This window comes from Ventosimonas gracilis, from assembly GCF_001580025.1.
Lineage (GTDB): Bacteria > Pseudomonadota > Gammaproteobacteria > Pseudomonadales > Pseudomonadaceae > Ventosimonas > Ventosimonas gracilis.
The window spans coordinates 81,804-107,250 of sequence record NZ_LSZO01000135.1; the positions used below are offsets into that span (position 1 = coordinate 81,804).

20 protein-coding genes are annotated in these 25,447 nt (G+C 55.8%); 11 read left to right on the plus strand and 9 right to left on the minus strand.

The window, feature by feature from the left end:
* Positions 1-7: 7 nt before the first annotated feature.
* Positions 8-1,117 (minus strand): glycosyltransferase family 4 protein, encoded by a 1,110-nt coding sequence (locus AXE65_RS06270; RefSeq protein ID WP_068389619.1) that lies wholly within the window; start codon positions 1,115-1,117, stop codon positions 8-10.
* A complete protein-coding gene (waaC, locus tag AXE65_RS06275) occupies positions 1,117-2,103 on the minus strand; it encodes a lipopolysaccharide heptosyltransferase I (RefSeq protein ID WP_068389622.1) in 987 nt (328 codons plus the stop codon). The genes AXE65_RS06270 and waaC overlap by 1 nt, the downstream gene beginning before the upstream one ends.
* A gap of 378 nt (positions 2,104-2,481) precedes the next feature.
* On the opposite strand from waaC, the gene AXE65_RS06280 reads away from it, so the two are divergent.
* Genes AXE65_RS06280 through AXE65_RS06300 form a run of 5 tightly spaced genes read left to right on the plus strand, consistent with a single transcriptional unit; the run spans position 2,482 to position 6,933 of the window.
* Positions 2,482-3,927 (plus strand): coniferyl aldehyde dehydrogenase, encoded by a 1,446-nt coding sequence (locus AXE65_RS06280; RefSeq protein WP_079214066.1) that lies wholly within the window; start codon positions 2,482-2,484, stop codon positions 3,925-3,927.
* Positions 3,928-3,945: 18 nt separating this feature from the next.
* Complete coding sequence (locus AXE65_RS06285) at positions 3,946-4,488, plus strand: twin-arginine translocation pathway signal protein (protein ID WP_068389625.1); 543 nt, start codon at positions 3,946-3,948, stop codon at positions 4,486-4,488.
* A 39-nt stretch (positions 4,489-4,527) separates the two neighbouring features.
* Positions 4,528-6,123, plus strand: a complete 1,596-nt coding sequence (locus AXE65_RS06290; RefSeq protein ID WP_068389628.1) for a GMC family oxidoreductase — start codon at positions 4,528-4,530, stop codon at positions 6,121-6,123.
* A gap of 31 nt (positions 6,124-6,154) precedes the next feature.
* Positions 6,155-6,634, plus strand: a complete 480-nt coding sequence (gene coaD / locus AXE65_RS06295) for a pantetheine-phosphate adenylyltransferase (protein WP_068389630.1) — start codon at positions 6,155-6,157, stop codon at positions 6,632-6,634.
* A gap of 47 nt (positions 6,635-6,681) precedes the next feature.
* Positions 6,682-6,933 (plus strand): YfhL family 4Fe-4S dicluster ferredoxin, encoded by a 252-nt coding sequence (locus tag AXE65_RS06300; RefSeq protein WP_068389633.1) that lies wholly within the window; start codon positions 6,682-6,684, stop codon positions 6,931-6,933.
* A 5-nt stretch (positions 6,934-6,938) separates the two neighbouring features.
* On the opposite strand, the gene AXE65_RS06305 is transcribed toward AXE65_RS06300, so the two are convergent.
* From AXE65_RS06305 to AXE65_RS06310, 3 genes are read right to left on the minus strand one after another with little or no spacing between them, the layout of a single operon-like run.
* Positions 6,939-7,346 carry a type II toxin-antitoxin system HicB family antitoxin gene (locus tag AXE65_RS06305; protein ID WP_204376527.1) on the minus strand — a complete coding sequence of 136 codons (408 nt, stop codon included), beginning with the start codon at positions 7,344-7,346 and terminating at the stop codon, positions 6,939-6,941.
* A 45-nt stretch (positions 7,347-7,391) separates the two neighbouring features.
* Positions 7,392-7,592: a type II toxin-antitoxin system HicA family toxin gene (locus tag AXE65_RS13295; protein ID WP_079214067.1), complete on the minus strand. Its 201-nt coding sequence runs from the start codon at positions 7,590-7,592 to the stop codon at positions 7,392-7,394.
* A 51-nt stretch (positions 7,593-7,643) separates the two neighbouring features.
* Entirely contained in the window at positions 7,644-8,300 is a 657-nt protein-coding gene (locus AXE65_RS06310; RefSeq protein ID WP_068389685.1) for a histidinol-phosphatase, read from the minus strand.
* A gap of 137 nt (positions 8,301-8,437) precedes the next feature.
* On the opposite strand from AXE65_RS06310, the gene AXE65_RS06315 reads away from it, so the two are divergent.
* Positions 8,438-9,451 (plus strand): class 1 fructose-bisphosphatase, encoded by a 1,014-nt coding sequence (locus AXE65_RS06315; RefSeq protein WP_068389639.1) that lies wholly within the window; start codon positions 8,438-8,440, stop codon positions 9,449-9,451.
* A gap of 42 nt (positions 9,452-9,493) precedes the next feature.
* Here the strand turns inward: AXE65_RS06315 and AXE65_RS06320 are convergent, their stop codons facing one another.
* Positions 9,494-11,665, minus strand: a complete 2,172-nt coding sequence (locus tag AXE65_RS06320; protein WP_068389642.1) for a malate synthase G — start codon at positions 11,663-11,665, stop codon at positions 9,494-9,496.
* Positions 11,666-12,145: 480 nt separating this feature from the next.
* Complete coding sequence (gene metK / locus AXE65_RS06325) at positions 12,146-13,348, minus strand: methionine adenosyltransferase (protein ID WP_068389645.1); 1,203 nt, start codon at positions 13,346-13,348, stop codon at positions 12,146-12,148.
* Between the two features lie 183 nt (positions 13,349-13,531).
* Here metK and AXE65_RS06330 point away from each other — a divergent pair, with 183 nt between their 5' ends.
* From AXE65_RS06330 to AXE65_RS06340, 3 genes are read left to right on the plus strand one after another with little or no spacing between them, the layout of a single operon-like run.
* Positions 13,532-14,335, plus strand: a complete 804-nt coding sequence (locus tag AXE65_RS06330) for an ABC transporter substrate-binding protein (protein WP_068389648.1) — start codon at positions 13,532-13,534, stop codon at positions 14,333-14,335.
* 9 nt (positions 14,336-14,344) lie between these two features.
* The gene (locus tag AXE65_RS06335; protein ID WP_068389651.1) at positions 14,345-15,115 is read left to right on the plus strand and encodes an amino acid ABC transporter permease; all 771 of its coding nucleotides are present in this window, start codon (positions 14,345-14,347) and stop codon (positions 15,113-15,115) included.
* Between the two features lie 33 nt (positions 15,116-15,148).
* Positions 15,149-16,765, plus strand: coding sequence for a gamma-glutamyltransferase family protein (locus tag AXE65_RS06340; RefSeq protein WP_068389653.1), 1,617 nt, complete (start codon positions 15,149-15,151; stop codon positions 16,763-16,765).
* Between the two features lie 145 nt (positions 16,766-16,910).
* Here the strand turns inward: AXE65_RS06340 and AXE65_RS06345 are convergent, their stop codons facing one another.
* Complete coding sequence (locus tag AXE65_RS06345) at positions 16,911-17,831, minus strand: branched-chain amino acid transaminase (protein WP_068389657.1); 921 nt, start codon at positions 17,829-17,831, stop codon at positions 16,911-16,913.
* Positions 17,832-17,990: 159 nt separating this feature from the next.
* Complete coding sequence (gene glnE, locus AXE65_RS06350) at positions 17,991-20,864, minus strand: bifunctional [glutamate--ammonia ligase]-adenylyl-L-tyrosine phosphorylase/[glutamate--ammonia-ligase] adenylyltransferase (RefSeq protein WP_068389659.1); 2,874 nt, start codon at positions 20,862-20,864, stop codon at positions 17,991-17,993.
* A 171-nt stretch (positions 20,865-21,035) separates the two neighbouring features.
* Here glnE and aceE point away from each other — a divergent pair, with 171 nt between their 5' ends.
* Complete coding sequence (gene aceE, locus AXE65_RS06355) at positions 21,036-23,681, plus strand: pyruvate dehydrogenase (acetyl-transferring), homodimeric type (RefSeq protein WP_068389687.1); 2,646 nt, start codon at positions 21,036-21,038, stop codon at positions 23,679-23,681.
* Positions 23,682-23,694: 13 nt separating this feature from the next.
* Positions 23,695-25,299 (plus strand): dihydrolipoyllysine-residue acetyltransferase, encoded by a 1,605-nt coding sequence (gene aceF, locus AXE65_RS06360; protein WP_068389662.1) that lies wholly within the window; start codon positions 23,695-23,697, stop codon positions 25,297-25,299.
* The last annotated feature ends 148 nt before the right edge of the window (positions 25,300-25,447 follow it).

Sequence of the window (25,447 nt, forward strand, 5' to 3'; positions counted from 1 at the left end):
GCGACCCTTAAGCCAAAATCAAGTCCGCCGCGTGTTGCGGCAGGCGGTATAAATCGACCTGTCCGGCAAAGGCCAACGCGTTTTGCGCATAATGAGCGCGCTCGTCATCGTCCGTTAGCATCTGCTCCAAGCGTTCGACCAGCGCCTGCTGCATAAACGGGCTGGGCAGCACCCAACCGGCCTTGGCCTCGCGAATGTAGTGCGCGTAGCCACAAATATCGGTGACCAGCACCGGCAGACCAAAGACCAAGGCTTCCAGCAGCACGGCTCCGGCGCTCTCAAAGTAAGCGGGGTGAATCAGCAGGTCTGCACCCAATAGAAAGCGTGCAATGTCGTCACGTCCGCCCAGAAAGCGCACCCGTTCGCCAACGCCCTGTTGTTTTGCCAGCTTTACAAAGGCTTTGGGATTGTCTTCGCCAATAACAAATAATTGTGTGCGTTGTTTGAGCGAGCCAGGCAGCGCCGCCAAAGCTTTAATGCTGCGGTCAACGCCCTTGGTTTTAAAGCCGGAGCCGATGCAAAGCAGCAAGCGCTCACCTTCTTCGAGCTGCCATTCACGGCGAAAATCCGCGCGGATGGTTTTGCCATCGAGCGGCCTTTTGCGGTCTTGCCCAAGCCCCGGCGGCAGCAGGTGCAGGCGGTTTGGCGGGGTTTGGTAGTGCGCAATAAACAGCGGCTGTTGCATCTTTGCAATCAGCAGGATTTGTGTGGCCGACTGTGCTGAAAAGACCGCTTGCTCGTAATGAAGAAAGTGCCGGTAACGCCCACTTAAATGGCGCAGCCAAGACGACTGATGGGTTTTTTCTGCCAGACAGCCGTCCGCCGCAAAGTAAAAATCAAGACCCGGCATTTTGTTAAAGCCAATCACCCGCTCAGCCGGGCGCTGTTGTAATTGCCTACTGAGCCACTGGCTGAATTTTTGATTGCGCCGGTGGCTGGAAAACGCACGAACCGGCGCGATATTAAGTTCAAAGCCTTGCGGTAGTTCGCCTTGCCACTCCAGGCAATACACGCGAATCACATGCCCACGCCGCTGGCATTCCAGCGCAATGCGCAAAAAATCACGCTGCAAGCCACCAAACGGAAAGTATTTGTACAGTACAAAAGCCAAAGTCATCAGGCGCTCTTATCCAGCAGGGTTTGCAGCGCTTTGCCGACTTGTTCAGGCAAAAGGCTGTCGAAACAGGGTTGATAACGGTCGCCACGTCCGGAGTGCTCGCTTATCGCGCACAGATGCTGTTGATTAGCCCCGCGCGTACCCACCCGCGCGGGCAGCGTCGGCCCGTACAGGGAAAGGCAAGGCACCGAAAGCGCCGCCGCCAGATGACCCAGGCCGCTGTCTACCGCCACACAGGCACGCGCTCCGGCAATGGCGCTCGCCATGCCGTTAAGGTCAAGCGGCGGCAATACCTGCACCTGCTTAAGGCCAGCGGCCAAGCGCTGCGCCCGTGCCTGCTCGGCGGCATTACCAAAGGGCAGGCGAACCGGCAGCTTTATTTGCTCTAAAAGAGTACGCCAGAACGGCTCCGGCCAGTGTTTGCTCGGCCAAGTGGTGCCGTGCAAAAACAACAAATAGGGTTCGCTGTTTTGTGGCATAAAATCTTGCCGTGACAGGCCGTAATCTGGCGCATCCATTGGCGGCGGATAATTTAGCGCCTGCGCCAATAACTGGCGCAGGCGGTCTATCGCATGCTGGTTTTTATCGACAAAAAAACGCTTCTGGTAAAAGCGGCTCGAAAGCGCTTCACGGGCGCTGGCGCTATCGAATCCGGCTATCGGCGCAGAAGCTGCCCGCGAAAGCCAAGCGCTTTTTAGCAGCCCCTGCGCATCAATCACCAAGTCGTAATCCGTCGCCCGCACTTGCTGCTTAAACGCCCGCCATTCATCGTTACTAAGCAGCGGCCAAAAGCGCTTGCGCCAACGCCGCACGGCGACCAAAAGCACCTGATCTACCGCCGAATGCCAAGCAGGGATTTGCGCAAAGTGCTCCTCGGCCACCCAATCAAAACGGATGGCCGGATGAGCGCGCCTCGCATCCGTCAGCGCGGGCAGACAATGGATTAAATCGCCCATTGAGGAGGTTTTTACCAGCAGTACGCGCATCTAAGGCTATCCACGGGCAACACAAACAGGCGTTTTTAAGTGTTCAAACAGAGGGTTCAAAGCAGGCTCTGGTGGCAGTTTTAAGGGTAAGGTCGCAAAGGGCGCGATTTTACCGCAAAGCGCTGCGCTCTGTTTTCGTTTCAAACAGCCGCCGAAAAAGCCTTGCCGCCTTTTGACAGCAGTAATACTCTGCGCGAACCTATGCGCGAACCTCTGTGTAAACAGTCGCGTGCGGTGCAGTTATCTTTCTTTGCTGAAAAATCTACAGATTGGCTTTTCATTGTTATTTTTATTACCGCTGTTTTTCGCTTCAGTTCAGTCCATTAAATTTAATTGTTAAACCACAAAGTATCCGTGGAAATTTGAGGAGTATTGCTCATGCTGGCCTCTGTCAAATCGTCACCCGCGTTACCGGAACAACCCCACCCCACCCACCATCCAGAACTCGACGCGCTGCTCGCCCGCCAACGCGCCGCTTTTGCGCAAAACCCCATGCCCAGCGCCATACAGCGCATTGAATGGCTGCGCAAGCTGCGCCAGATGCTGAAAAATCATCAAGAGGAATGGGTCTGCGCCATCAACCAAGACTTTGGCAACCGCAGCGCCGATGAAACGCGCCTCGCCGAACTGATGCCGTCCATCCTTGGCATTCGCCACGCCTGTGCGCATATCAAACAATGGATGAGGCCTTCAAAGCGATCGGTGGGCATGGCTTTTCAGCCCGCACGCGCACAAGTGGTTTATCAGCCGCTTGGCGTAGTCGGCGTGATTGTGCCGTGGAACTATCCACTGATGCTCGCCATCGGCCCGCTGGTGGGGGCGTTGTCGGCGGGCAATCGAGTGATGCTGAAAATAAGCGAGTTCACCCCGGCGACCGGTGCACTGCTAAAAAAACGCCTGGCGCAGATTTTCCCCGAAGACCTGGTCGCCGTGGTGCTCGGCGAGGCCGATGTGGCACGGGCATTTTCCCGCCTGCCGTTTGACCATCTGCTGTTTACCGGCTCGACTGAAGTCGGCAAGCAGGTCATGCGTGCCGCCGCCGATAACCTTACCCCGCTGACCTTGGAATTAGGCGGCAAATCGCCGGCCATTATCAGCCATTCAATTCCCATCGAGGAAGCCGCTCGCCGCCTGGCCTTTGGCAAAGCGCTTAACAGCGGGCAGACCTGCATTGCGCCGGATTATGTGTTGCTGCCAAAGGCGCAGCAGGATGCGTTTGTCCTCGCTTATAAGCAGGCTATCGAAGCCTTTTACCCGAAGATGGCAGACAACCCTGACTACAGCAGCATTATCAACGAACGCCAGTTTGAGCGTCTGCAAGCGGTACTGGCGGAAGCGCAAAACAAAGGTGCACAGGTTATTCGCCTGTTCGATAAAGCCGGTGACCGAAGGATGGCGCACACACTGATACTGAACATTGATGACTCCATGCGCCTGATGCAAGAAGAAATCTTCGGTCCGCTGCTGCCGGTCGTGACTTACGAAAACCTGGATGACGCCATTGCTTATATCAACGCAAGGCCAAGACCGCTGGCGCTTTATTACTTTGGCTACGACCAAGAAGGCCAGCAAAAAGTGCTGCATGGCACGCATTCCGGCGGCGTGGGGCTAAACGAATGCCTGTTGCACATTGTGCAAGACGACATGCCGTTCGGCGGCATCGGCCCATCCGGTATGGGGCATTACCACGGGCACGAGGGCTTTTTAACCTTCAGCAAGGCCAAGGCGGTGTTTTCCCGTGGGCGCTTTAATGCGACCCGCTTTATCTACCCGCCCTACGGAAGACCGCTGCAAAAGCTGATTTATAAGCTGTTTATCCGCTGACCTGCCTGGAGAAAAACCATGCTGGAGAGTAAAACCAACGGCGGATTGTCTCGCCGTGCACTGTTTAAATACGGGCTGCTGGGTGCAGCAGCGCTTGCCGCTGGCGGCGGGATAAGCAGCATTGACTTTTTCCGCGAAAGCGCCTTGGCTCAAGGCATGCGCATTCTGCGCGAGCGCGATCTGCACTTTTTACGCGCGATCATCCCGGTACTGTTACAAGGTGCTGTTAGCGCCGATGAAATGCCCAAAACCGTCGAACAAACCCTGCGCGGTATGGATTACAGCCTAAGCCACCTTTCCCCGGCCATGCTGGCGCTGACCGAGCAGCTTATGGTCACGCTCAGTCTGCCGCTTTCCCGTGCGCCACTGTCTGGCATTTGGGGACGCTGGGAAAACGCAAGCCCTGAAGATATCCGCCGCTTTTTTAAGCGCTGGCAAAACAGCCCGCTGGCGCTTTTAAAAATGGGGCATAACTCGCTGCTGCAACTGGTGCCGATGGGCTGGTACGGCAATCCCGCTTCATGGCAGCACTGCGGCTACCCCGGCCCGCCGAATATCTAAAAAGACCATTTAAGTCCATTTAAAAAAGAGAACTTAAAAATGCCTGTACCCGATTTATTTGCCGAGGGGTTAGCCCGCGGCTGGAAAGTCCATAACGCCTCGCAATTGGAACAAGACCTTGAGCTTGAAACCGATATTGCCATTATCGGCAGCGGCGCCGGTGGCGGCACCAGTGCAGAAATCCTGAGCGCCGCCGGTTTTCGCGTGCTGATCATTGAAGAAGGCCCGCTAAAAACCAGTAGCGACTTCAAACTACAAGAACCAGAGGCCTACGCCAGCCTCTATCAAGAAGGCATTGGGCGGATGAGTAAAGATGCCGCTGTCAGCATCCTGCAAGGTCGCGCCGTCGGCGGCAGCACGCTGGTCAACTGGACATCGAGCTTTCGCACGCCGCCGCAGACACTTCAGTTTTGGGCGGATCACCATGCCGTTATCGGCCACAGCGAACAGGACATGCAGCCTTGGTTCGAGATGATGGAAACACGCCTTGGCGTTGCCCCTTGGTACGTGCCTCCGAATGCCAATAACGACGTGATACGCAAAGGCTGCGAGAAACTAGGCCTGCACTGGGCGGTTATCCCGCGTAACGTGCGCGGCTGCTGGAACTTGGGCTACTGCGGCATGGGCTGTCCGGTCAACGCCAAGCAATCCATGCTGGTCACCACCATTCCAGCGACTTTAGATAAAGGCGGCGAACTGCTCTATCTCGCCCGCGCCGAACGCTTGCAGCTCAAAAACGGGCGCGTCACCGGCCTTGAATGCAGCGCACTGGATGATCGATGCGTGCAGCCCACTGGCCGCAAAATCAAGGTGAAAGCGCGGCATTACGTGCTGGCCGGTGGCGCGATTAACAGTCCGGCGCTGCTTATGCGCTCGCAAGCGCCCGACCCGCAAAAGCGCGTCGGCAAGCGCACCTTTTTGCATCTGGTGAATTTTTCTGCCGCGCAGTTTAAGGAGGTGGTCAACCCCTTCTACGGCGCGCCGCAGTCGATTTATTGCGACCACTTCCAGTGGCAAAACGGCGTAACCGGGCCGCTTTCTTACAAACTGGAAGTCCCGCCACTGCACCCTGCATTCGCCGCCAGCATTCTGGGCGGCGTGGGCCGCGTCAATGCGCAGCGCATGCAGGCACTGCCACATACCCACATGATGCTTTCCCTGCTGCGCGATGGCTTTCACCCACAAAGCCCCGAAGGCACGGTGGAACTGCGCAGCGATAACAGTGCCGTGCTGGATTACCGCCTCACCGACTACGGTTGGGATGGCGTACGGCGCGCTTTTTTAAGCATGGCCGAAATTCAATTTGCCGCCGGTGCGAGCAAAGTCATGCCGCTGCATCAGGATGCAGACTACGTGACAAGCTGGGCGGCTGCGAAAAAACTGATTAACGCGCTGCCCATGGAGCGCTACCGTACCCGTCTTGGCAGCGCTCACGTGATGGGCGGCCTCGCAATGGGCGAGGATAAGCAGCTTGCAGTCGCCGACAGCCTGGGGCGACATCACTACTTGGAGAACCTCTCCATCCACGACGGCTCACTGTTCCCAACCAGCGTAGGTGCCAACCCACAACTTTCCATCTACGCCTTAAGCGCCCAATTGAGTACAGCATTGGCACTTCGTTTGCAGCAAACTTAAGCTATCATTTGCGCCTTTTTGCGGAGTTCCCATGAATCGAGTGCTTTACCCCGGCACCTTTGACCCGATTACCAAAGGCCACAGCGACCTGATTGAACGCGCGGCCCGTCTGTTCGATACGGTTATCGTGGCGGTTGCCGCCAGCCCCAAAAAAAACCCGCTGTTTACGCTGGAGCAGCGGGTGCAGCTTGCGCGGGAAGTCACCGCGCACTTGCCGAATGTGAAGGTCGTGGGTTTTTCCAATCTTTTGGTGCACTTTGTCAAAGAGCAGCAAGCCAATATTCTGCTGCGTGGCCTGCGTGCAGTATCGGACTTTGAATACGAGTTTCAGCTTGCCAATATGAACCGCCAGCTCGCGCCAACGGTGGAAAGCATGTTCCTCACCCCGTCGGAAAAATACTCCTTTATCTCCTCCACCTTGGTGCGCGAAGTCGCTCTCTTGGGCGGTGATGTCGGCCAGTTTGTCCATCCAGCCGTCGCCTCTGCCCTCAGTGAGCGCGCCAAAAGCTGACAGACTCTAATTTGCTCCCCTGCCCCACCGCCCTGCGAACTGTTGTTATGGCACTAAAAATCACTGACGACTGCATTAACTGTGATGTCTGCGAACCCGAGTGCCCGAATGAGGCCATCAGTGCCGGGGAAGAAATCTATGTGATCGACCCCGCCCGCTGCACCGAATGCGTCGGCCACTTTAGCGAACCGCAATGCCAACAAGTCTGCCCGGTAGACTGCATCCCGCTGGATGAAGACCACGCAGAAAGCCAAGAAGCGCTTATGCAAAAATATCAGCGGCTGATTGGCAAGGCTTGATTGGCTCACGGGGAGACGGCAGTCTGCAAGGCCAACTGGGCGATATACGCCGAACGGCTTTCGCCCGCCAAACTGGCCTTGTTATCCAGCAAAGCCAAGATACGGCGCGGCAGGGTAATGTTGACCCGCTCGGCGCGCTCATCCATCCACGCCGGATCGACCTGCACCACCGCCCAAATCCATCCGTCAAACTCACCGGACTTGGCTAGCTTATCAATGCTGGACGCACGAGGGATGGCTTGGCCATTGGCAATGGCTTCTTCCATCCACGCAGCAATCGCCTCATGCGCATTGTCCAAGGCTTCGTCCAAACCGCTGTCGGCAGCCGAAAAACACCCCGGCAAGTCAGGCACCACCACGCCCCACGCCGTCGTATCGCTGCCAGGCTCAATCGCAACAGGATATTTCATCATGACTTACTCCGTTTCAATCCACGCGCCCGCGCAGGGCGCGGCCACTTACTCCAAACCGGCTTGCTGCCGAATCTTGCGAACCAGACCGACACCCAAATCTTTACGGGGATGCGGCACGCTGATATGACCGCCCCGTTCAGGGTGGCGGAAAATATAGTGCGAACCCCTGATGCGGGAGAGATTCCACCCCGTTGCTTCAAGTTGTCGAATCAAGTCTCTGCCGCTCATGGTGTGTATTATACACATAAATCAGCGCTTTTGACCCATTAGCGCGGGTTTGCTACCCCAATAGTGGTATCAACGCAACGAAATCACCCGCCAGCCACGCGCTTCGGCAACCTTGCGCAGTTTGTCGTCCGCGTCTACCGCAACCGGATAAGTCACCACTTCCAATAGCGGCAAGTCGTTGTGCGAGTCGCTGTAAAAGTGGCTGCCATCCAAGCTAAAACCGCTTTCGGCGAGCCACTCATTTAGCCGAACAACCTTGCCTTGCTGATAGCAAGGCGTGCCGCTTAACTGCCCGCTATAGCGGCCATTTTGCATGCCGCATTCAGTGGCAATCAGCGTTTCTACCCCCAAGCGCTCTGCAATGCGTTCGGTAATAAAGCGATTGGTCGCGGTGATAATAACGAGCTTATCGCCTGCCTTTCGGTGTTGTTCTAATAGTGCTTCGCCTTTCGGCAAAATCATCGGCTCAATCTGCTCGCGGACAAAATCCTCTTGCAGGCGTGTTAAATCCGCCGCTTCAAGCTTGGTCAAAATAGCCTGATTAAAGCGTTGAAAAGCGACGATATCCATCGATCCTGCGCAGTAATCGGCGTAAAAAGCATCGTTACGGGCGCGGTGCTCCCCAGCATCGACTAACCCACGCTGGCAGATAAATTCACCAAAGGCGTGCTCACTGTCACCTTCGAGCAAGGTGTTATCCAAGTCAAACAGCGCAAGTTTTTGCATAGCTTTTTGCATAGTTTTTTGCATGGCAATTATTCTCTTATGTCTGGCAGAAGGCGGGAAGGATACGCAGCTTTTATTCATCCTGCCAACGCGCCTTGCGCTAAAATCCGCGCAAACTTTTCCCCTTGGAGCCTCTTATGCCTCGCGTCACCCTAAGCCGTTATCTGATTGAGCAAACCCGCAGCCACAATACCCCAGCGGATTTGCGCTTTCTGATTGAGGTGGTCGCGCGCGCTTGTAAGGAAATCAGCCACACCGTTTCCAAAGGCGCGTTAGGCGGCGTGCTGGGCAGCACCGAGACGGAAAACGTGCAAGGCGAGGTGCAGAAAAAACTCGATGTAATGTCCAATGAAATCCTGCTCGAAGCCAACGAATGGGGCGGGCATTTGGCTGCAATGGCTTCCGAAGAAATGGACAGCGCTTACCAAATCCCCGGCCGTTACCCCAAGGGTGCCTACCTGTTGGTGTTTGACCCGCTGGACGGCTCGTCCAATATCGATGTGAACGTATCCGTTGGCACGATTTTTTCTGTGCTGCGCTGCCCGTCGCAACACTTTAGCCAGAACGATAGCTTGGGCGAAGCCGCCTTTTTGCAGCCAGGCAGCCGTCAGGTCGCCGCCGGTTACGCGATCTACGGCCCGCAAACCATGCTGATGTTAACTCTAGGCGACGGCGTAAAGGGCTTTACCCTTGACCGCGAGCTGGGCAGTTTTGTGTTGACGCATGACGCTATTCGCGTGCCAGAAACCACCCATGAATTTGCCATCAACATGTCCAACCAACGCCACTGGCAAGCGCCGGTTCAGCGCTATGTGGGCGAACTGTTGGCCGGAACCGAAGGTGCTTTAGGCAAAAATTACAATATGCGCTGGATTGCCTCGATGGTCGCCGATGTGCACCGCATCCTCACCCGCGGCGGCATTTTTATGTATCCGCGCGACAGCCGCGAGCCCGCCAAACCCGGCAAACTGCGGCTGATGTACGAGGCCAATCCAATGGCCTTTATTATCGAACAAGCCGGCGGCGCGGCGACCAATGGCGAACAGCGTATTCTCGACATTGTCCCGCAATCACTGCATCAGCGCGTGGCGGTCTTTTTGGGATCAAAAGAAGAAGTAGAACGGGTAACGCAGTATCACCAAACGGCATAAAAAAGCCCCATGCCACAGCATGGCGCTTTTTTTAAGCCTGGTTTATGCCTGCTGCTCTTTAAAGCGACGGCGAAAGTGGTGCAAAAGTGGTTCGGTATAACCCGAGGGTTGCGCCGCGCCTTGCAGCACCAACGCCAGCGCGGCCTGGAAGGCGAGGCTTTGCTGCAAATCGGCGCACATCGGGCGATAGGCTTTATCGGCGGCATTCTGGCGGTCAACCACTTGCGCCATCCGCGCAAAACTTTCGCGGATTTGCGCTTCGCTCAGCAGGCCATGTAGCAGCCAGTTGGCCAGCAGTTGGCTGGAAATACGCAAAGTGGCACGGTCTTCCATCAGCGCTACATCATCAATATCCGGCACTTTCGAGCAACCAATGCCCTGCTCCACCCAGCGCACCACGTAGCCCAGAATACTTTGCGCGTTATTGTCCAGTTCAGTCGCTATTTCTTCTGCCGAACAGGTTTTATCTGCCAGCGGAATGGCAAGCAAGCGGTCACGCTCGGCACGGGATTGCCCAGCGCGTACTTTTTGCTCGGCGAATACATCGACTTGGTGATAGTGCAATGCATGCAAGGTGGCCGCGGTGGGCGACGGCACCCAAGCGGTATTGGCCGCGCTTTTTGGGTGAACGATTTTTTCCTTGAGCATGGCGGCCATTAAATCCGGCATCGCCCACATGCCCTTGCCAATCTGCGCACGACCGGATAGCCCACATGCAAGGCCAATATCCACGTTTTGCGCCTCGTAAGCGGCCAGCCAGTCGGTGCCTTTCATCTGCGCCTTGCGCAGCATGGCTCCTGCCTGCATGGAGCTGTGGATTTCATCGCCGGTGCGGTCGAGAAAACCGGTATTGATAAACACCAGTCGCTCGCTCGCGGCTTTAATACAGGCTTTGAGGTTAAGGCTGGTGCGCCGTTCTTCGTCCATCAGACCCAGTTTCAGCGTGTTTTTTGGTAAGCCTAACAACGTCTCAACGCGCTCAAATAGTTCTACGGTAAAGGCGACTTCTTCCGCACCGTGCATCTTGGGTTTGACGATATAAACACTCATGCTGCGACTGTTGCGGTATTTGCCCTTGCCTTGCAAATCGTGGACGGCGCACAAACTGGTAATGAGCGCATCCAAAATACCTTCCGGCAGCTCACGGCCGGATTGATCCACAATCGCCGGTGTGCGCATTAAATGACCGACATTGCGCACAAATAGCAGCGAACGTCCGCGCACACTTAAAGCGCTACCCGCTACTTGCTGATACTCGCGGTCAGGATTTAACGTGCGGGTAAAGCGCACGCCGTTTTTCTCGACCACCTCAGTCAAATCGCCCTTCATCAAGCCCAGCCAGTTGCGGTAGACCGTCACTTTATCCTCGGCATCGACGGCAGCGACCGAATCTTCGCAGTCGATAATGGTCGAAAGCGCCGCTTCCAGCAAAATGTCTTTAATCCCTGCCGGGTCTTGCTTGCCCACTTCGCTTTTTGCATCGAATTGGATTTCCACATGCAAGCCGTTGTGGATAAGCAAAATAGCCGTCGGCTGCTGGATGGGTCCTTGAAAACCCAAAAACTGCGACGGATTTTTAATGCCCGTAGACTGCCCACTTTTAAGCTGCACCGACAGTTGCCCGCCGCTAATGGCATAGCCTTGCGCATCAAGGTGCGAACCTTGCGCAAGCGGCGCGACTTCATCGAGTACCTTTCGGGCAAAGGCAACGACTTTTGCACCACGCACGGGATTGTAGCTCGCGCCTTTTTCTGCGCCGCTTAGCTCGCTAATCACATCGGTGCCATAGAGCGCGTCATACAACGAACCCCAACGCGCATTGGCGGCATTGAGCGCAAAACGCGCATTGCTCGCCGGTACCACCAATTGGGGTCCTGCCATCTGAGCGATTTCTTCATCGACCCCTTGCGTCTTAATGACAAAGTCATCCGGCTCTTGCTGCCAATAACCGATTTCCTGCAAGAACGCCTTGTAACTTGCTCCATCGTGCGGCTGACCACGACGCGCCTTGTGCCAATCGTCGATTTGCTGCTGGAGCCGCTCGCGCTTATCGAGCAGCGCCTGATTTTTCATAGTTAACTCAGCAAACAAGGTTGACGCACCTTGCCAGAAAGCCTCCTGCGAGATCCCGGTACCCGGCAACGCTTCATTATTGACAAAATCAAACAGCACCCTGGCAACCGCCAAGCCCCCTACCCCAATACGCATCGTCATCGTTAATCTCACTGATTAAAGGGAATGTAGTGCAGCGCCGCGCATACTACATAAAAATGCGCGGCTTTCCTAAGCGCAAAATGCCAGCAAAGGCTTTTATGGTAATACCCCCATTCTTACCGGGTCGCAGAAGTAGAAACTGATACTGCAAGCATCCCCAAAAGCCGTGGATTTTTCTGTGGATAATCTGGGGGATAGTATCGCGGTACGGCTTGGTCACTGGCTTTAAAGGGCTTGCTCAAAAAATCGCCAGTGCTTTTCCGCTTGTCCCCAAATGCACGGGATGAAGCTGTGCAAAAGTCTTGAATAACGTCCGCCAAGCCTTGCCGTTACTGGCTTTCAGCCAACTGCCTGTTTTTTGTTCAGCTTTTATTCAACTGCGACATAAGGACGCTTAAAGGAAATAACCGCTGGCTAGCGGATTGACAAAGCCCCTGTCAATCCCGCCAGCGCTCTGTGGATAACTTAGTGGGTAAGTTTTTAGTGATTGGCCGAAAGCCCCGCCGCTTCGCGCAGAATTGGCGCTTTGTCGGTACGTTCCCAGCTAAAGCAGGTAAAGCGGTCGCCGCAGGCGGTAAGCTCATAAGGCTCGCGGCCAAAGTGGCCGTAGGCGGCGGTGGCGCGGTACATCGGGTGCAGCAAATCGAGCATGCGGGTGATGGCGTAGGGGCGAAGGTCAAAATGCTCGCGGATCAGTTGCACAATCCGCGCGTCGCTGATTTTGCCGCTGCCAAAAGTATTGATGGCAATAGAGGTCGGCTGCGCCACGCCGATGGCGTAGGAAACCTGCACCTCGCAACGCGCCGCCAATCCGGCGGCGACAATATTTTTTGCCAAGTAGCGTCCGGCATAGGCCGCCGAGCGGTCCACTTTGGACGGGTCTTTGCCAGAAAACGCGCCGCCGCCGTGCCGCGCCATACCGCCGTAGGTATCGACAATAATTTTGCGACCGGTCAACCCGCAGTCGCCAACCGGCCCGCCGATCACAAAGTTGCCGGTCGGGTTGATATGAAAGCGCGTGCCCTTGTGTAAAAGTTCCGGCGGCAGCACGTGTTTAACAATCAGCTCCATCACCGCCTCGCGCAAATCGGCGAGGCTAATACCCGGCTGGTGCTGGGTGGACAGCACCACGGCATCAATGCCCACCACTTTGCCGTCTTCATAACGGCAAGTCACCTGACTTTTTGCATCGGGCCTAAGCCAAGGCAACAGACCCGATTTACGTGCTTCGGCCTGGCGCTGGGCGAGGCGGTGGGAAAAGCAAATCGGCGCGGGCATCAGTACATCGGTTTCATCGCTGGCGTAGCCGAACATTAAGCCCTGGTCGCCCGCCCCCTGGTCTTCGGGCTGCTCGCGGTCAACGCCTTGGGCAATGTCGCCGGACTGTTTGCCAATCACATTAAAAATGGCGCAAGTCGCCCCGTCAAAGCCGACCTCCGAGCTGGTGTAGCCAATTTCGCAGATCACATCGCGGACGATTTGCTCCAAATCCACCCAAGCGCTGGTGGAAACCTCCCCAGCGACTATGGCAACGCCGGTTTTAACCATGGTTTCACAGGCGACGCGGGCGTTTTTATCCTGCATCAGGATGGCATCTAGCACCGCATCGGAAATCTGGTCGGCGATTTTGTCCGGATGTCCCTCAGATACGGACTCGGAAGTAAACAGGCTGTACTCGCTCATAGGGCTACTGGCTCATGGGTGAAATGCAATGGCGCATTATCCGCACTCAGCGCACCGCAAGCAAAAGCGCGTGGGCATAAGCACTGTGGGGAAGACATCTAAGCTTTGTTTCCGTTATCCTTGCCTGGCCTGTGCGACAAGAACACCAAATTACACTGATAAATAACTAAAAGAGGATTTACCATGAAGTATCTAAGTTTATTGCTTGCGTTTTGCTTGATTGCACCGCTGGCTTATGCCGATAATCCCGATCTTCCCGCGCGGCTGCAAAAAGCCGATAAGTGGGTATTTTGCAGCGGGGTGGATTCACCACCTATGGTCTTTAATGACGAAAAACAAAACCGCGCCGGCGTAGTAGTCGATTTAGGTGAACAAATCGCCAAGCGGCTTGGCAATAAAAAGATTGAATGGCGGATTATTCCCTTTGCCGGATTGATACCAGCCATGCTCGCCAGGCAATGCGACATTATTATGGATCAATTATTCGATAAGCCGGAACGGCGCGAAGTGATCGATATGGTCAACTATATGTATTCCAGCCAGGCCGTATTAGTTGGCAAAGGCAATCCGCACAATATTCATAAGCTGGATGATTTATCCGGCAAAAAAGTTGCGGCACTTAACGGCTCAACCATTCGCGTTTTATTGGAAGAACATAATAAAAAGCTGCAACAAGCCCAAAAAGCACCGATGAAGTTAGTGATTTATTCTACCGATACCGACGCTTTTCAAGCACTGCGCTTTGGTCATGCCGATGCTTATGGCACTACGGTAGAAAGCGCCGGTTGGTATCAGAGTATTGCCCCGGATTTATTTGAAACCGGCGTGCCATCTTTTGCGCGTATCTTGACCGGTGTAGGTATTCATAAAGAAGACAAAGCCTTAACCGCCGCGGTAGAACAAGTCATTAAAGCCATGCAGGCCGATGGAAGCTATCTGCAAATATTAAAGAAATGGAATATTGAAGACGACCAACTGGAATTTTAAGGGGGATTTATGAATTTCAGTTGGGATATCTTCTGGCAATACCTGCTGCGTCCCAGTGATGTTTATCTACACGGATTATGGATAACCTGCGCGATAGCGGTATTTTCCATGTTATTAGGCTGTGTATTAGGCTTGGCCGCGGCGTTACTGCGCTTATCGCCTTATGCGCTGCTACGCTGGCCGGTGGATTTTTATGTCTGGCTGATGCGCGGCACGCCGTTATTGGTGCAGATTGTCTTTCTTTATACTGCGCTTGCGGCAGGTGGTATCTTTCGATTTGAAGATATTGACCTGGGATTATTTATCCTGCCCGGCAATATTCAAGCGGCGATTATCGCACTGGGATTAAATGAAGGCGCCTATATGGCAGAGATTATCCGTTCCGGTTTAAGCTCGGTCAGCCGTGGGCAATACGATGCCGGACGTTCACTGGGCATGAGCTTTCCAGTGTTAATGCGCCATATTGTATTGCCGCAAGCCTTTCGCATTATTATTCCGCCACTCGGCAATGAATTTAATGTCATGCTGAAAAATACCACCTTGGTGAGCGTCATTGGCGTACAGGAATTATTGCTCAGTACGCAAATGGTCACCTCAGCGACTTTTCGGGTATTTGAGCTGTATTTAGTCGTGGCGCTGTATTTCTTATTATTAACGACCATTTGGGGCTTTTTTCAGCGCGCATTGGAACGGCGCTTTGGCAAGTCCACACAAGCCGGGGAAAGCGCCAGCAGCCGCTTATTGGGCGCACAGTGGTTTAAACAACTGCGCAGCCGTTAACTCTCTATTGATAAAGAAAAGATAAAGAAAACCATGCTTAATTTTTCCTCTCATCATTACCCTTACCCTTCTCAGCGCCAATGCGTGTTTGCACAAAATGGCATGCTGGCCACCTCGCAGCCGCTCGCAGCCGAAGCCGGTATCCGCATGCTGCATCAGGGCGGCAACGCCATTGATGCGGCAATAGCGTGCGCCGCCGCGCTAACCGTGGTTGAGCCGGCCGGCTGCGCTATCGGCGGCGATGCCTTTGCTCTGGTGTGGACCGCTGGTCGCCTGCACGGCCTTGATGCCAGTGGCCATGCGCCCGCAGCGCTTTCCATCGACAAGGTTAAGGAAAAAGGCTATGAGCGTATGCCGATGCACGGCTGGCTGCCGGTCACAGTGCCGGGTTGCCCATCCGCTTGGGCGGCACTTTCCAAACGTTTTGGCAAGCTGCCGTTTGCCGAACTGCTGAAGCCCGCGATTGATCTGGCGGTCAAAGGCTTTCCCGTTTCGCCAGTGATTGCGCACCAGTGGGAAATTTCAAAGAATGCCTATCAAGCGAGCCTTGAGCGCGAGCCGGTGCTTGCTAGCTGGTTTGAGTGCTGGACAGAAAACGGCCAAGCACCCGCCGCAGGCGAGCTGTTTAAAAATCCAGCACTGGCAAAAACCTTGCAAGAACTGGCAAAAAGCGGCTGCGAGAGTTTTTATCGCGGCGAACTGGCGCGGCGGCTGGTCGATTACGCGGCGCAAACCGGCGGCCTTTTAAGCGCTGAAGACCTTGCTAATTACCATCCGCAGTGGGTAGAGCCGATCAAGGTCAATTATCGCGGGGTGGATGTGTGGGAAATCCCGCCCAGCGGGCAGGGCTTGGTCGTGCTGCTGTGCTTAAATATCCTGCAAGGCTTTGATTTTACGCATCGTGACAGCGATTTGACCTGGCATCGCCAGCTTGAAGCGCTGAAAAAAGCCTATAGCGATGGCCGCCACTACATTAGCGACCCCGCGCATATGCGCATTTATGCCCGTCATCTGCTGCAAGCGAGCTACGCCCAAACCCGTCGTCTTGAGATTGGCGAACAGGCCGCCCTGCCCTTTCACGGCACGCCAGAAAGCAGCGGCACGGTTTATCTTGCGGCTGCCGATGGGCAGGGCAATATGGTCTCCTTTATCCAAAGCCCCTATCACGGCTTTGGCTCAGGCGTAGTGCTGCCGGACAGCGGGATTTGCCTGCAAAACCGCGGCTATGAATTTAGCCTTGAGCCTTCGCACGTCAATGCGCTAAAGGGCGGAAAAAAGACCTTTCATACCATTATCCCCGGCTTTCTCAGCCAACACGGACAGCCACTGGGGCCATTTGGCGTAATGGGTGGCTATATGCAGCCGCAAGGCCATGTACAGATGGTGATGAACCTGGTGGACTTTGGCCTGAATCCGCAAGCCGCGCTGGATGCCCCGCGCTGGCAGTGGCTGGGCGAGATGAAAATAGGGCTTGAACAAAGCACCCCGCAAAGCCTCGCGCTGGCGCTAGCACGACGCGGGCACCAGGTGGAAATCAACGGCGACAGCCTCGACTACGGACGCGGCCAAATCATCCTGCGTGACCCGCAAAGCGGCGTGCTCTGCGGCGGCACCGAACCCAGGGCGGACTCACATATTGCGGTGTGCTAAGAACCAGGCAATGTATCGCAAGCCTGCAAGATAATGAAGCGGCGATGCAGAGTGACGGGTTAGTCGTGTTGATCAGCAAAGCTTTGTGGATGCCTATTCCCTTCTCCCGCAAGCGGAAGAAGGGTTGGGTAGTCAAAAGTGGTCGCTAAACCCGCGTCAGCCACTCGCCGTGTGCTTCGCTTTTGCCGCTGACCAACTCAAAGTAGGCTTTTTGCAAGGTTTCGGTGATTGGTCCGCGGCAGCCTTGGCCGATTTGGCGGCCATCCAGTTCACGGATGGGCGTTACTTCGGCGGCGCTACCGGTAAAGAAGGCTTCATCGGCAATATAAACTTCATCACGGGTAATGCGTTTTTCGATGATTTCAATACCGCGTTCACGCGCTAATACAAAAATAGTATTACGGGTAATACCGTTTAAGCAGGCAGTGACTTCCGGTGTATAGAGCACGCCGTTTTTAACGATAAACACATTCTCGCCGCTGCCTTCGGCAACATAGCCTTCCGGATCAAGTAATAAGGCTTCATCCGCACCGCTGGCTAAGGCTTCTTGCAATGCCAACATGGAGTTGACATAAGCGGCGCTGCTTTTGGCGCGGGTCATGGTGATATTGACATGATGACGGGTAAAGGAACTGGTGCGGATGCGAATACCTTTGGCGAGCGCTTCTTCGCCCATATAAGCGCCCCACTGCCAGGCGGCAACAAACACATGGGTGTTTAATCCTTCCGCGCGCAGCCCCATACCTTCGCTGCCATAAAAGGCGAGTGGGCGGATATAGGCGCTTTGCAGATGGTTTTCGCGCACCGCCGCGCAGCAGGCGGCGTTGATTTCATCCTTGCTGTAGGGGATTTTCATATTGAGGATATGCGCCGACTCGAACAACCGGTTGGTGTGTTCTTTAAGGCGAAAAATCGCCGTGCCGGATGGCGTTTGATAGGCACGGATGCCTTCAAACACGGCAAGGCCATAGTGCAATGAGTGGGTCAGTACGTGGGTATTGGCCTCGCGCCAAGGCACTAGTTTTCCGTCGTACCAGATAACACCGTCCCTATCCGCCATTGACATTGTTTGTGCTCCGTAGCTGTCTTGAAATTCGCGGCTTTAGCCTTGCCCACCAGCGCGGGCAAGACTCATCATTCGCCATAAAATGACGCTACTTTAGCGACCCCGCCTTGCGCAGGCTAGGGGAATTTAAGGATTGACGCTTTTGATTGGGCTCGCCGATTAATTAAGCCCCAGTTCGTGCCACAGGCGGATCACTTCGCGGCGTTCGCTGGCAAACGCATCATCCGCCAAGCGCAGCGCTTTTTGTTGCAAGGCCAGTTGATGCGCTTTGCTGCGGTAGCTTTTGTAGATGCTTTGCAGCACATGCGCATCTTCGGCAGAAAACAGGGCGCTACTGCCAAGTTCATCCAAAAGGCGCATGCAGTCCGTCCAGCGCAGTAAGTCGGGGTGTTGGTAGGCAAAGGCGAGGGCTGCGTATTGCACGATAAATTCAATATCGACGATACCGCCGACATCTTGTTTTAAATCAAAACCTTGACCTCCGCTGCGGGTTCCCAAGTTTTCACGCATTTTGCGCCGCATATCGCTGACTTCTGCCGCGAGTTTCGTTTTATCGCGCGGCCTGCTCAGCACGCGCTGGCGCACTTGCTCAAAGGCCGCGCCCAGTTGCTCGCTACCCGCCAGTACGCGGGCGCGAAGCAGCGCTTGGTGCTCCCAAGTCCAGGCGGATTCGCTCTGGTAGCGCGCAAAGGCGGCGAGCGAGCTGACCAATAGGCCGGATGCGCCGGACGGGCGAAGGCGCATATCCACTTCGTACAGTGCGCCGGAGGCGGTATTGGTGGTTAACAGATGCAAAATGCGCTGGCCTAAGCGCATAAAAAACTGTGCGCCATCGACCGGCTTGTCACCATCGGTGCTGGCATTGGGGTCGCCGTCGTGCAGAAAGACCAAGTCCAGATCCGACGAATGGCTAAGTTCCAAACCGCCTAATTTTCCGTAGCCAATAATGACAAAATCAAGCTCAGAGCGGCCGCCATCCAATCGCTTCGGCCTGCCGTGCCGCGCGACGCACTGTTGCCAGGCAAGATGCAGCACCTGCTCCAAAATCGCCTCGGCCAGCCAGGTGAGATAGTCCGATACCTTCATGAGCGGTAACGTACCACCCAGTTCCGCGGTGACCACGCGCAGGCTGTGCGCGAGTTTGAAGTGGCGCAGTGCTTCCATTTGTTGTTCGAGGTCATCCGCCGGGATACGCAGCAAGCGCTCTTGCAATTCGGCGGCAAGCTGCGGGGCACGCGGTACTTGGTAAAGTTTGTCGCCTTGCAAAAGCTCATCTAACAAAAGCGGATAACGCGCCATTTGTGCGGCAATCCACGGACTTTTTGCGCACAGCTCCAGCAATTGATTCAGTGCATCGGGGCGCTCACACAGCAGCAGCAGATAAACCGAACGCCGCGCAATGGCGCCAACCAATGGCAATACGCGCTCCAGCACTTCACCTGGCCTGTCTTGCTGCACGATTTGTGCGAGCAGGCGCGGCATCAGTGCATCCAAACGTTGCCGCCCTTGGCTTTGCATGGCGCGCACGGCTGAACTTTCACGCAATGCCATCAGTTGTTGCCAGGCGGTTTGCGCTTGGCTAAAACCCGCTTCGCCAAGCTGCGCCTGGGCGCTGGTTTCGGGTAATCTGCCCAGCCAAAGCGGCAGCCACTGGCCGCTTTCATCGGCGCTTTCGGTTTCGTCATCCTTTGCTGCAATCACCGCGCGAAAGTGTTGATCAATCCGCGTGCGCCACTGCCCAAGCTGCCGCATAAAGCTCGTCCAGTCGGCAAAACCCATCAGACAGGCGAGGCGTGCCCGGTTAACCTCATCGTCCGGCAGCGCGTGGGTTTGTTGGTCGGCAATCGCTTGCAAGCCGTGTTCGACATAGCGCAAAAAGCGGTAGCCGTCTTTAAGCTCGCGTATCACTTTTGCCGGCAGATAGCCTTGTTTTTCCAGTACCGCCAGCACGTCGAGCAAGGCACGTTGTTGCAGCGCGAGATTGCGCCCACCGTGGATAAGCTGGAAGGCTTGCGCGATAAACTCCACCTCGCGGATGCCGCCCGCGCCGAGCTTGATATTGTCTTGCAGTTCGCGGCGGCGTACTTCCTGCTCAATCAGCCGCTTCATGTCGCGCAGCGCTTCGATCGCCGAATAGTCCAGATAACGGCGAAACACAAACGGGCGCAGTAGTTTGAGCAGTGCCCGTCCGGCGCTGTTATCGCCTGCGACCACCCGCGCCTTAATCAGCGCGTAGCGCTCCCAATCGCGCCCTTGCGTTTGGTAATACTGCTCCAACGCGTTAAAGCTAAACACCAACGGGCCGCTGGAGCCGTACGGACGAAGGCGCATGTCCACGCGAAAGACAAAACCGTCCACGGTGATGGCATCGAGCGCTTTAATCAGCTTTTGCCCCAGCTTGGTGAAAAATTCCTGATTGTCGATAGAGCGTTTGCCGCCATGCGTTTCACCGCTTTGCGGGTAGGCAAAAATCAAGTCAATATCGGATGACAGGTTCAGTTCTTCTGCACCTAACTTGCCCATGCCGAGCACCAACAGTTGCTGCTCCTTACCGCTCTGTTTACCAATTGGCGTGCCGAACTGGGCGATTTGCTGGCGATAGAGAAAATCCGCCGCAAGGCTGATGGTCGTATCGGCCAGTTGAGACAGGTCGCGGCAGGTCTCGGCCAAATCGGCGAGGCGATTTAACTCGCGCCAAACAATGCGCAGTTGCTCGCGGTTACGAAAACGGCGCAAACAGTGCGCAAGCTGCGTTTCATCGGTGCAGTTTTTAAGCTGCTGTGAAAGCAGCGTGCGCAACTCGCCCGCTCTTCGCGGGCGCTCCAACTCGCCCGTTTCGGCTAATTGCAGGAGCTGTTCGGGGTCGCGCTGCACTTGTTCAAAGGCAAAATCACTTAACGCGCAGACCCACTGCAACGCGCTCTGGCGTTCGTCCGGCCAGGCCGCCAAGCGGGCATCTGCCAGCAAGCGGTCTGCGCGGCACGCTTGTTCGCCCAAGTCATCCGGCAAAGCCCGCAGCAGCGGCAAACTCATGGTTAATCTCCAACAAAAAGATGAAAACTGGTGCGTTTTGTAGTAAAACTACAGAGTTACTGGCTACCCGCCCGTCCGTTACAACAATACCGGTGCCTGCGCCTTACAAGGGGGCTGGCATTTCCTGCTAGGCTTTCGATTTTGACGGCCTTTTACGTACTGGAGCAAGGCATGCAAGACATCGATAGCGTCGAAACCCAAGAATGGCTCGACGCGCTGGAATCGGTCATTGAGCGCGAAGGTGAAGAACGCGCCCATTATCTGATGACCCGCATGGGCGATTTGGCCACCAAAAGTGGCTCGCAACTGCCCTACGCCATCACCACGCCCTACCGCAATACCCTTGGCGTTGACCAGGGCGCGTTGATGCCGGGAGATTTGTTTATGGAGCGGCGCATCCGCTCGCTGGTGCGCTGGAATGCGCTCGCCATGGTGATGCGTGCCAACCTGCAAGACCCGGACTTGGGCGGGCATATTTCCAGCTTTGCGTCTTCGGCCACGCTCTATGACGTGGGTTTTAACTACTTTTTCAAAGGCCCTTCCGAGCAACAGGGCGGCGACTTGGTGTTCTTCCAGGGTCACGCTTCTCCGGGCGTCTATGCCCGTGCGTTTTTGGAAGGACGGATCAGCGAAGAACAGATGAACAACTTTCGCCGTGAGGTCAGCGGCGGCGGGCTGTCGTCCTATCCGCATCCTTGGCTGATGCCCGATTTCTGGCAGTTCCCCACCGTTTCGATGGGGCTCGGTCCGATTCAGGCCATCTACCAGGCGCGTTTTATGAAGTATCTGGAAAGCCGCGGCTTTATCGAGGCCGGAACGCGCAAAGTCTGGTGCTTTTTGGGCGACGGCGAGTGCGACGAGCCGGAATCCTTGGGCGCGATTTCACTCGCCGGACGCGAAAAACTGGACAACCTGATTTTTGTCATCAACTGCAACCTGCAACGCCTCGACGGCCCGGTGCGCGGTAACGGCAAAATCATTCAGGAGCTCGAAGGCGTATTCCGTGGCGCAAAATGGAATGTGCTGAAAGTCATCTGGGGCAGGCTGTGGGATCCGCTGCTCGCACGCGATAAAGACGGCCTGCTGCAACGGCGGATGGATGAAGCGGTCGATGGCGAGTACCAAAACTACAAAGCCAAAGACGGCGCGTTTGTTCGCGAAAACTTCTTTAACAGCCCCGCACTGAAAGACCTGGTCAAGGATATGACCGACGATGAAATCTGGATGCTCAACCGTGGCGGGCACGACCCGTACAAGGTCTACGCGGCCTATCATCGTGCGGTCAATACACAAGGCCAGCCCAGCGTGGTTTTGGCGAAAACCATCAAAGGCTACGGCACCGGCGCAGGTGAAGCGCAAAACACCGCGCACAATACGAAAAAGGTCGATACCGAAAGCCTTAAAAAATTCCGCGACCGCTTTAATATCCCGATTGCCGATAGCGAACTGGAACAACTGCCGTTTTACCGTCCGCCAGCAGACAGCATCGAGGCGCGTTATCTGACCGAGCGCCGGCAAGCCTTGGGCGGCTTTGTACCGCAACGGCGCAGCAAAAGCGTTGCCATCCCCGCGCCCAAAATGGATAGCTTTAAAAGCATTACCGACGGCACTGGCGAGCGCGAAATCTCCACCACCATGGCCTTTGTGCGCATCCTCTCGCAGCTTGTCAAAGACAAAGCCTTGGGCAGCCGCATCGTACCGATTGTGCCGGACGAAGCGCGCACCTTCGGCATGGAAGGCATGTTCCGCCAGCTTGGCATCTACTCCTCGGTCGGCCAGCTTTACGAACCGGTCGATAAAGACCAGGTGATGTTCTACCGCGAGGACAAAAAAGGGCAAATCCTCGAAGAAGGCATTACCGAAGCCGGTGCGATGAGTTCCTTTATTGCCGCGGCGACCAGCTACAGCACGCACAATCAGCCGATGCTGCCGTTTTACATCTTCTACTCGATGTTCGGCCTGCAACGCATTGGCGACCTCGCCTGGGCCGCCGGTGACAGCCGTGCGCGCGGCTTTTTGATTGGCGGCACCGCCGGACGCACCACGCTTAACGGCGAAGGCTTGCAGCACGAAGACGGCCACAGCCATATCATGGCGAGCACCATTCCGAATTGTCGCAGCTACGACCCCACTTACGCGGGCGAGCTTGCCGTGATCATCCGCGAAGGCATTCGCCAGATGACCGAAGAGCAGCAGGACGTTTTCTACTACATCACCGTGATGAACGAAAACTACGCGCAACCGGCGCTGCCTGAAGGCTGCGAAGAAGGCATTATCCGTGGCATGTACCGACTGGAGGCCGCGCCTGCCGGTGCCGCGCGCAAAGTGCAGCTTTTAGGCAGCGGCAGCATTTTGCGCGAAGTGCGCGAGGCGGCGGTTATTTTGCGCGAGCAATACCAGGTCGAGGCCGATGTATGGAGCGTGACCAGCTTTAACGAACTGCGCCGCGACGGTCTTGATGTTGAGCGCTACAACCGCCTGCACCCCGGCGCAAAGCGGCGCGCCAGCTACGTGGAGCAGTGTTTGGATAAAGACGGCGGCGCGGTGATTGCGGCGACCGACTATATGAAGCTGTTTGCCGAACAAATCCGCCAATGGGTGCCGGTTAAAGAATACAAAGTGCTGGGCACCGACGGCTTTGGCCGCAGCGACAGCCGCAAGCAACTGCGCCACTTCTTCGAAGTAGACCGCAACTGGATTGTGCTGACTGCGCTGGAAGCCTTGGTCGAACGCGGCGAGCTGAAGGCGCAAGTTTTGACCGAAGCCTTTGCCCGCTTGGGTATCGATCCGGAAAAACCCAACCCGCTTAACGTCTAAGGAGCGCCGCAAAATGAGCGAACTGATTTGCGTACCCGACATCGGCAGCGGTGAAGGTGAAGTCATTGAACTGATGGTCAAAGTGGGCGAGCGTATCGAGGCCGAACAAAGCCTTTTAACGCTTGAATCCGACAAAGCCAGCATGGATATTCCAGCGCCCAAGGCCGGGGTGGTGAAGTCACTCAAAGTTAAATTGGGCGACCGGCTAAAACAGGGCGACCCGCTTTTGGAGCTGGAAGCCGAAGACAGCAGCAACGCCACGCCGCTTGCTGCCCCCGCAGCCACTGCGCCGCTTGCGCAAAGCGCCCCGGCGACTGTGCCGGAAGCCACCGAAACGGTGCAAGATATTTGCGTGCCGGATATCGGCTCAGCCGGTAAAGCACGAGTGATTGAACTGTTGGTTAAAGCAGGCGACAGCATCGAAGCCGAACAAGGGCTGATTACGCTCGAATCCGACAAAGCCAGCATGGAAATCCCCTCCCCGGCGGCGGGCGTGGTGCAAAGCCTGCACGTACAGCTTGACAGCGAAGTCGGCACCGGCGAACTGATTTTAAAACTGCGCACGGCGGGCGCGGCATCTGCTGCTGTAAGCACTCCCGCATCCGCTGCACCCGCAATGCCCGCCGCCGCACCCGCACAGCAGGCAGCCGCAGTCGCCGCCAAGCCGGCAGAACCTGTCGCCGAAGTCGTGACCAGCAACGCCAAAGTGCACGCAGGCCCCGCCGTTCGCCTGCTCGCCCGTGAATTTGGCGTACCACTGGCAGAAGTCAGCGGCACTGGCCCGAAAGGGCGCATCCTCAAAGAGGACGTGCAGGCTTACGTCAAAGCCCGGCTGCAACAAGCGAAAACCGCGCCAGAGCCTGCCCGAGTGACGGACGGCGCGGGCATCCCACCCATTCCGGCGGTGGACTTTGCGCAATTTGGCGAAGTCGAAGAAGTGCCGCTCACCCGCCTGATGCAAATCGGCGCGGCCAATCTGCACCGCAGTTGGCTGAACGTGCCGCACGTCACCCACTTTGAATCGGCGGATATTACCGAGCTGGAAGCCTTTCGCATCGCGCAAAAAGCCGCCGCCGAAAAAGCCGGGGTCAAGCTCACCTTGCTGCCGCTTTTGCTTAAAGCCTGCGCCCATTTATTGGCTGAAATGCCGGACTTTAACAGCGCCCTCGCGCCGTCCGGCAAAGCGCTTATCCGCAAAAAATACCTGCATCTGGGGTTTGCCGTGGATACGCCGGATGGCCTGCTGGTGCCGGTTATTCGCAATGTGGGGCAAAAAGGACTGCTGCAACTCGCAGCCGAAGCTTCGCAGCTTGCCGATAAAGCACGCAAGAAAAAACTCTCTGCCGATGAAATGCAAGGGGCTTGTTTTACCATCACCAGCCTTGGGCATATCGGCGGCACCGGCTTTACCCCCATCGTCAACGCGCCGGAAGTCGCCATCCTTGGCGTGAATAAAGCCAGCATGCAACCGGTTTGGGACGGCAAAGGCTTTGCGCCAAGGCTTATGCTGCCTTTGTCGCTATCCTACGACCACCGCGTCATCAATGGCGCAACCGCAGCGCGGTTTTCCCTAAGACTTGCCCAAGTCCTCGCCGACATCCGCACGGTATTGTTATAAGACTACCCTCTCCCTTTCCCGCAAGCGGGCGAGGGAGAGGGTCGATTTTTTAACCTTTTTTTGCAAAGGGTCTTAGGAAGCAAACATGTTTTTATGGCATGATAACTTCCTGATATGACTGGTAAAAATAGGTACTTCAAACGTTCGA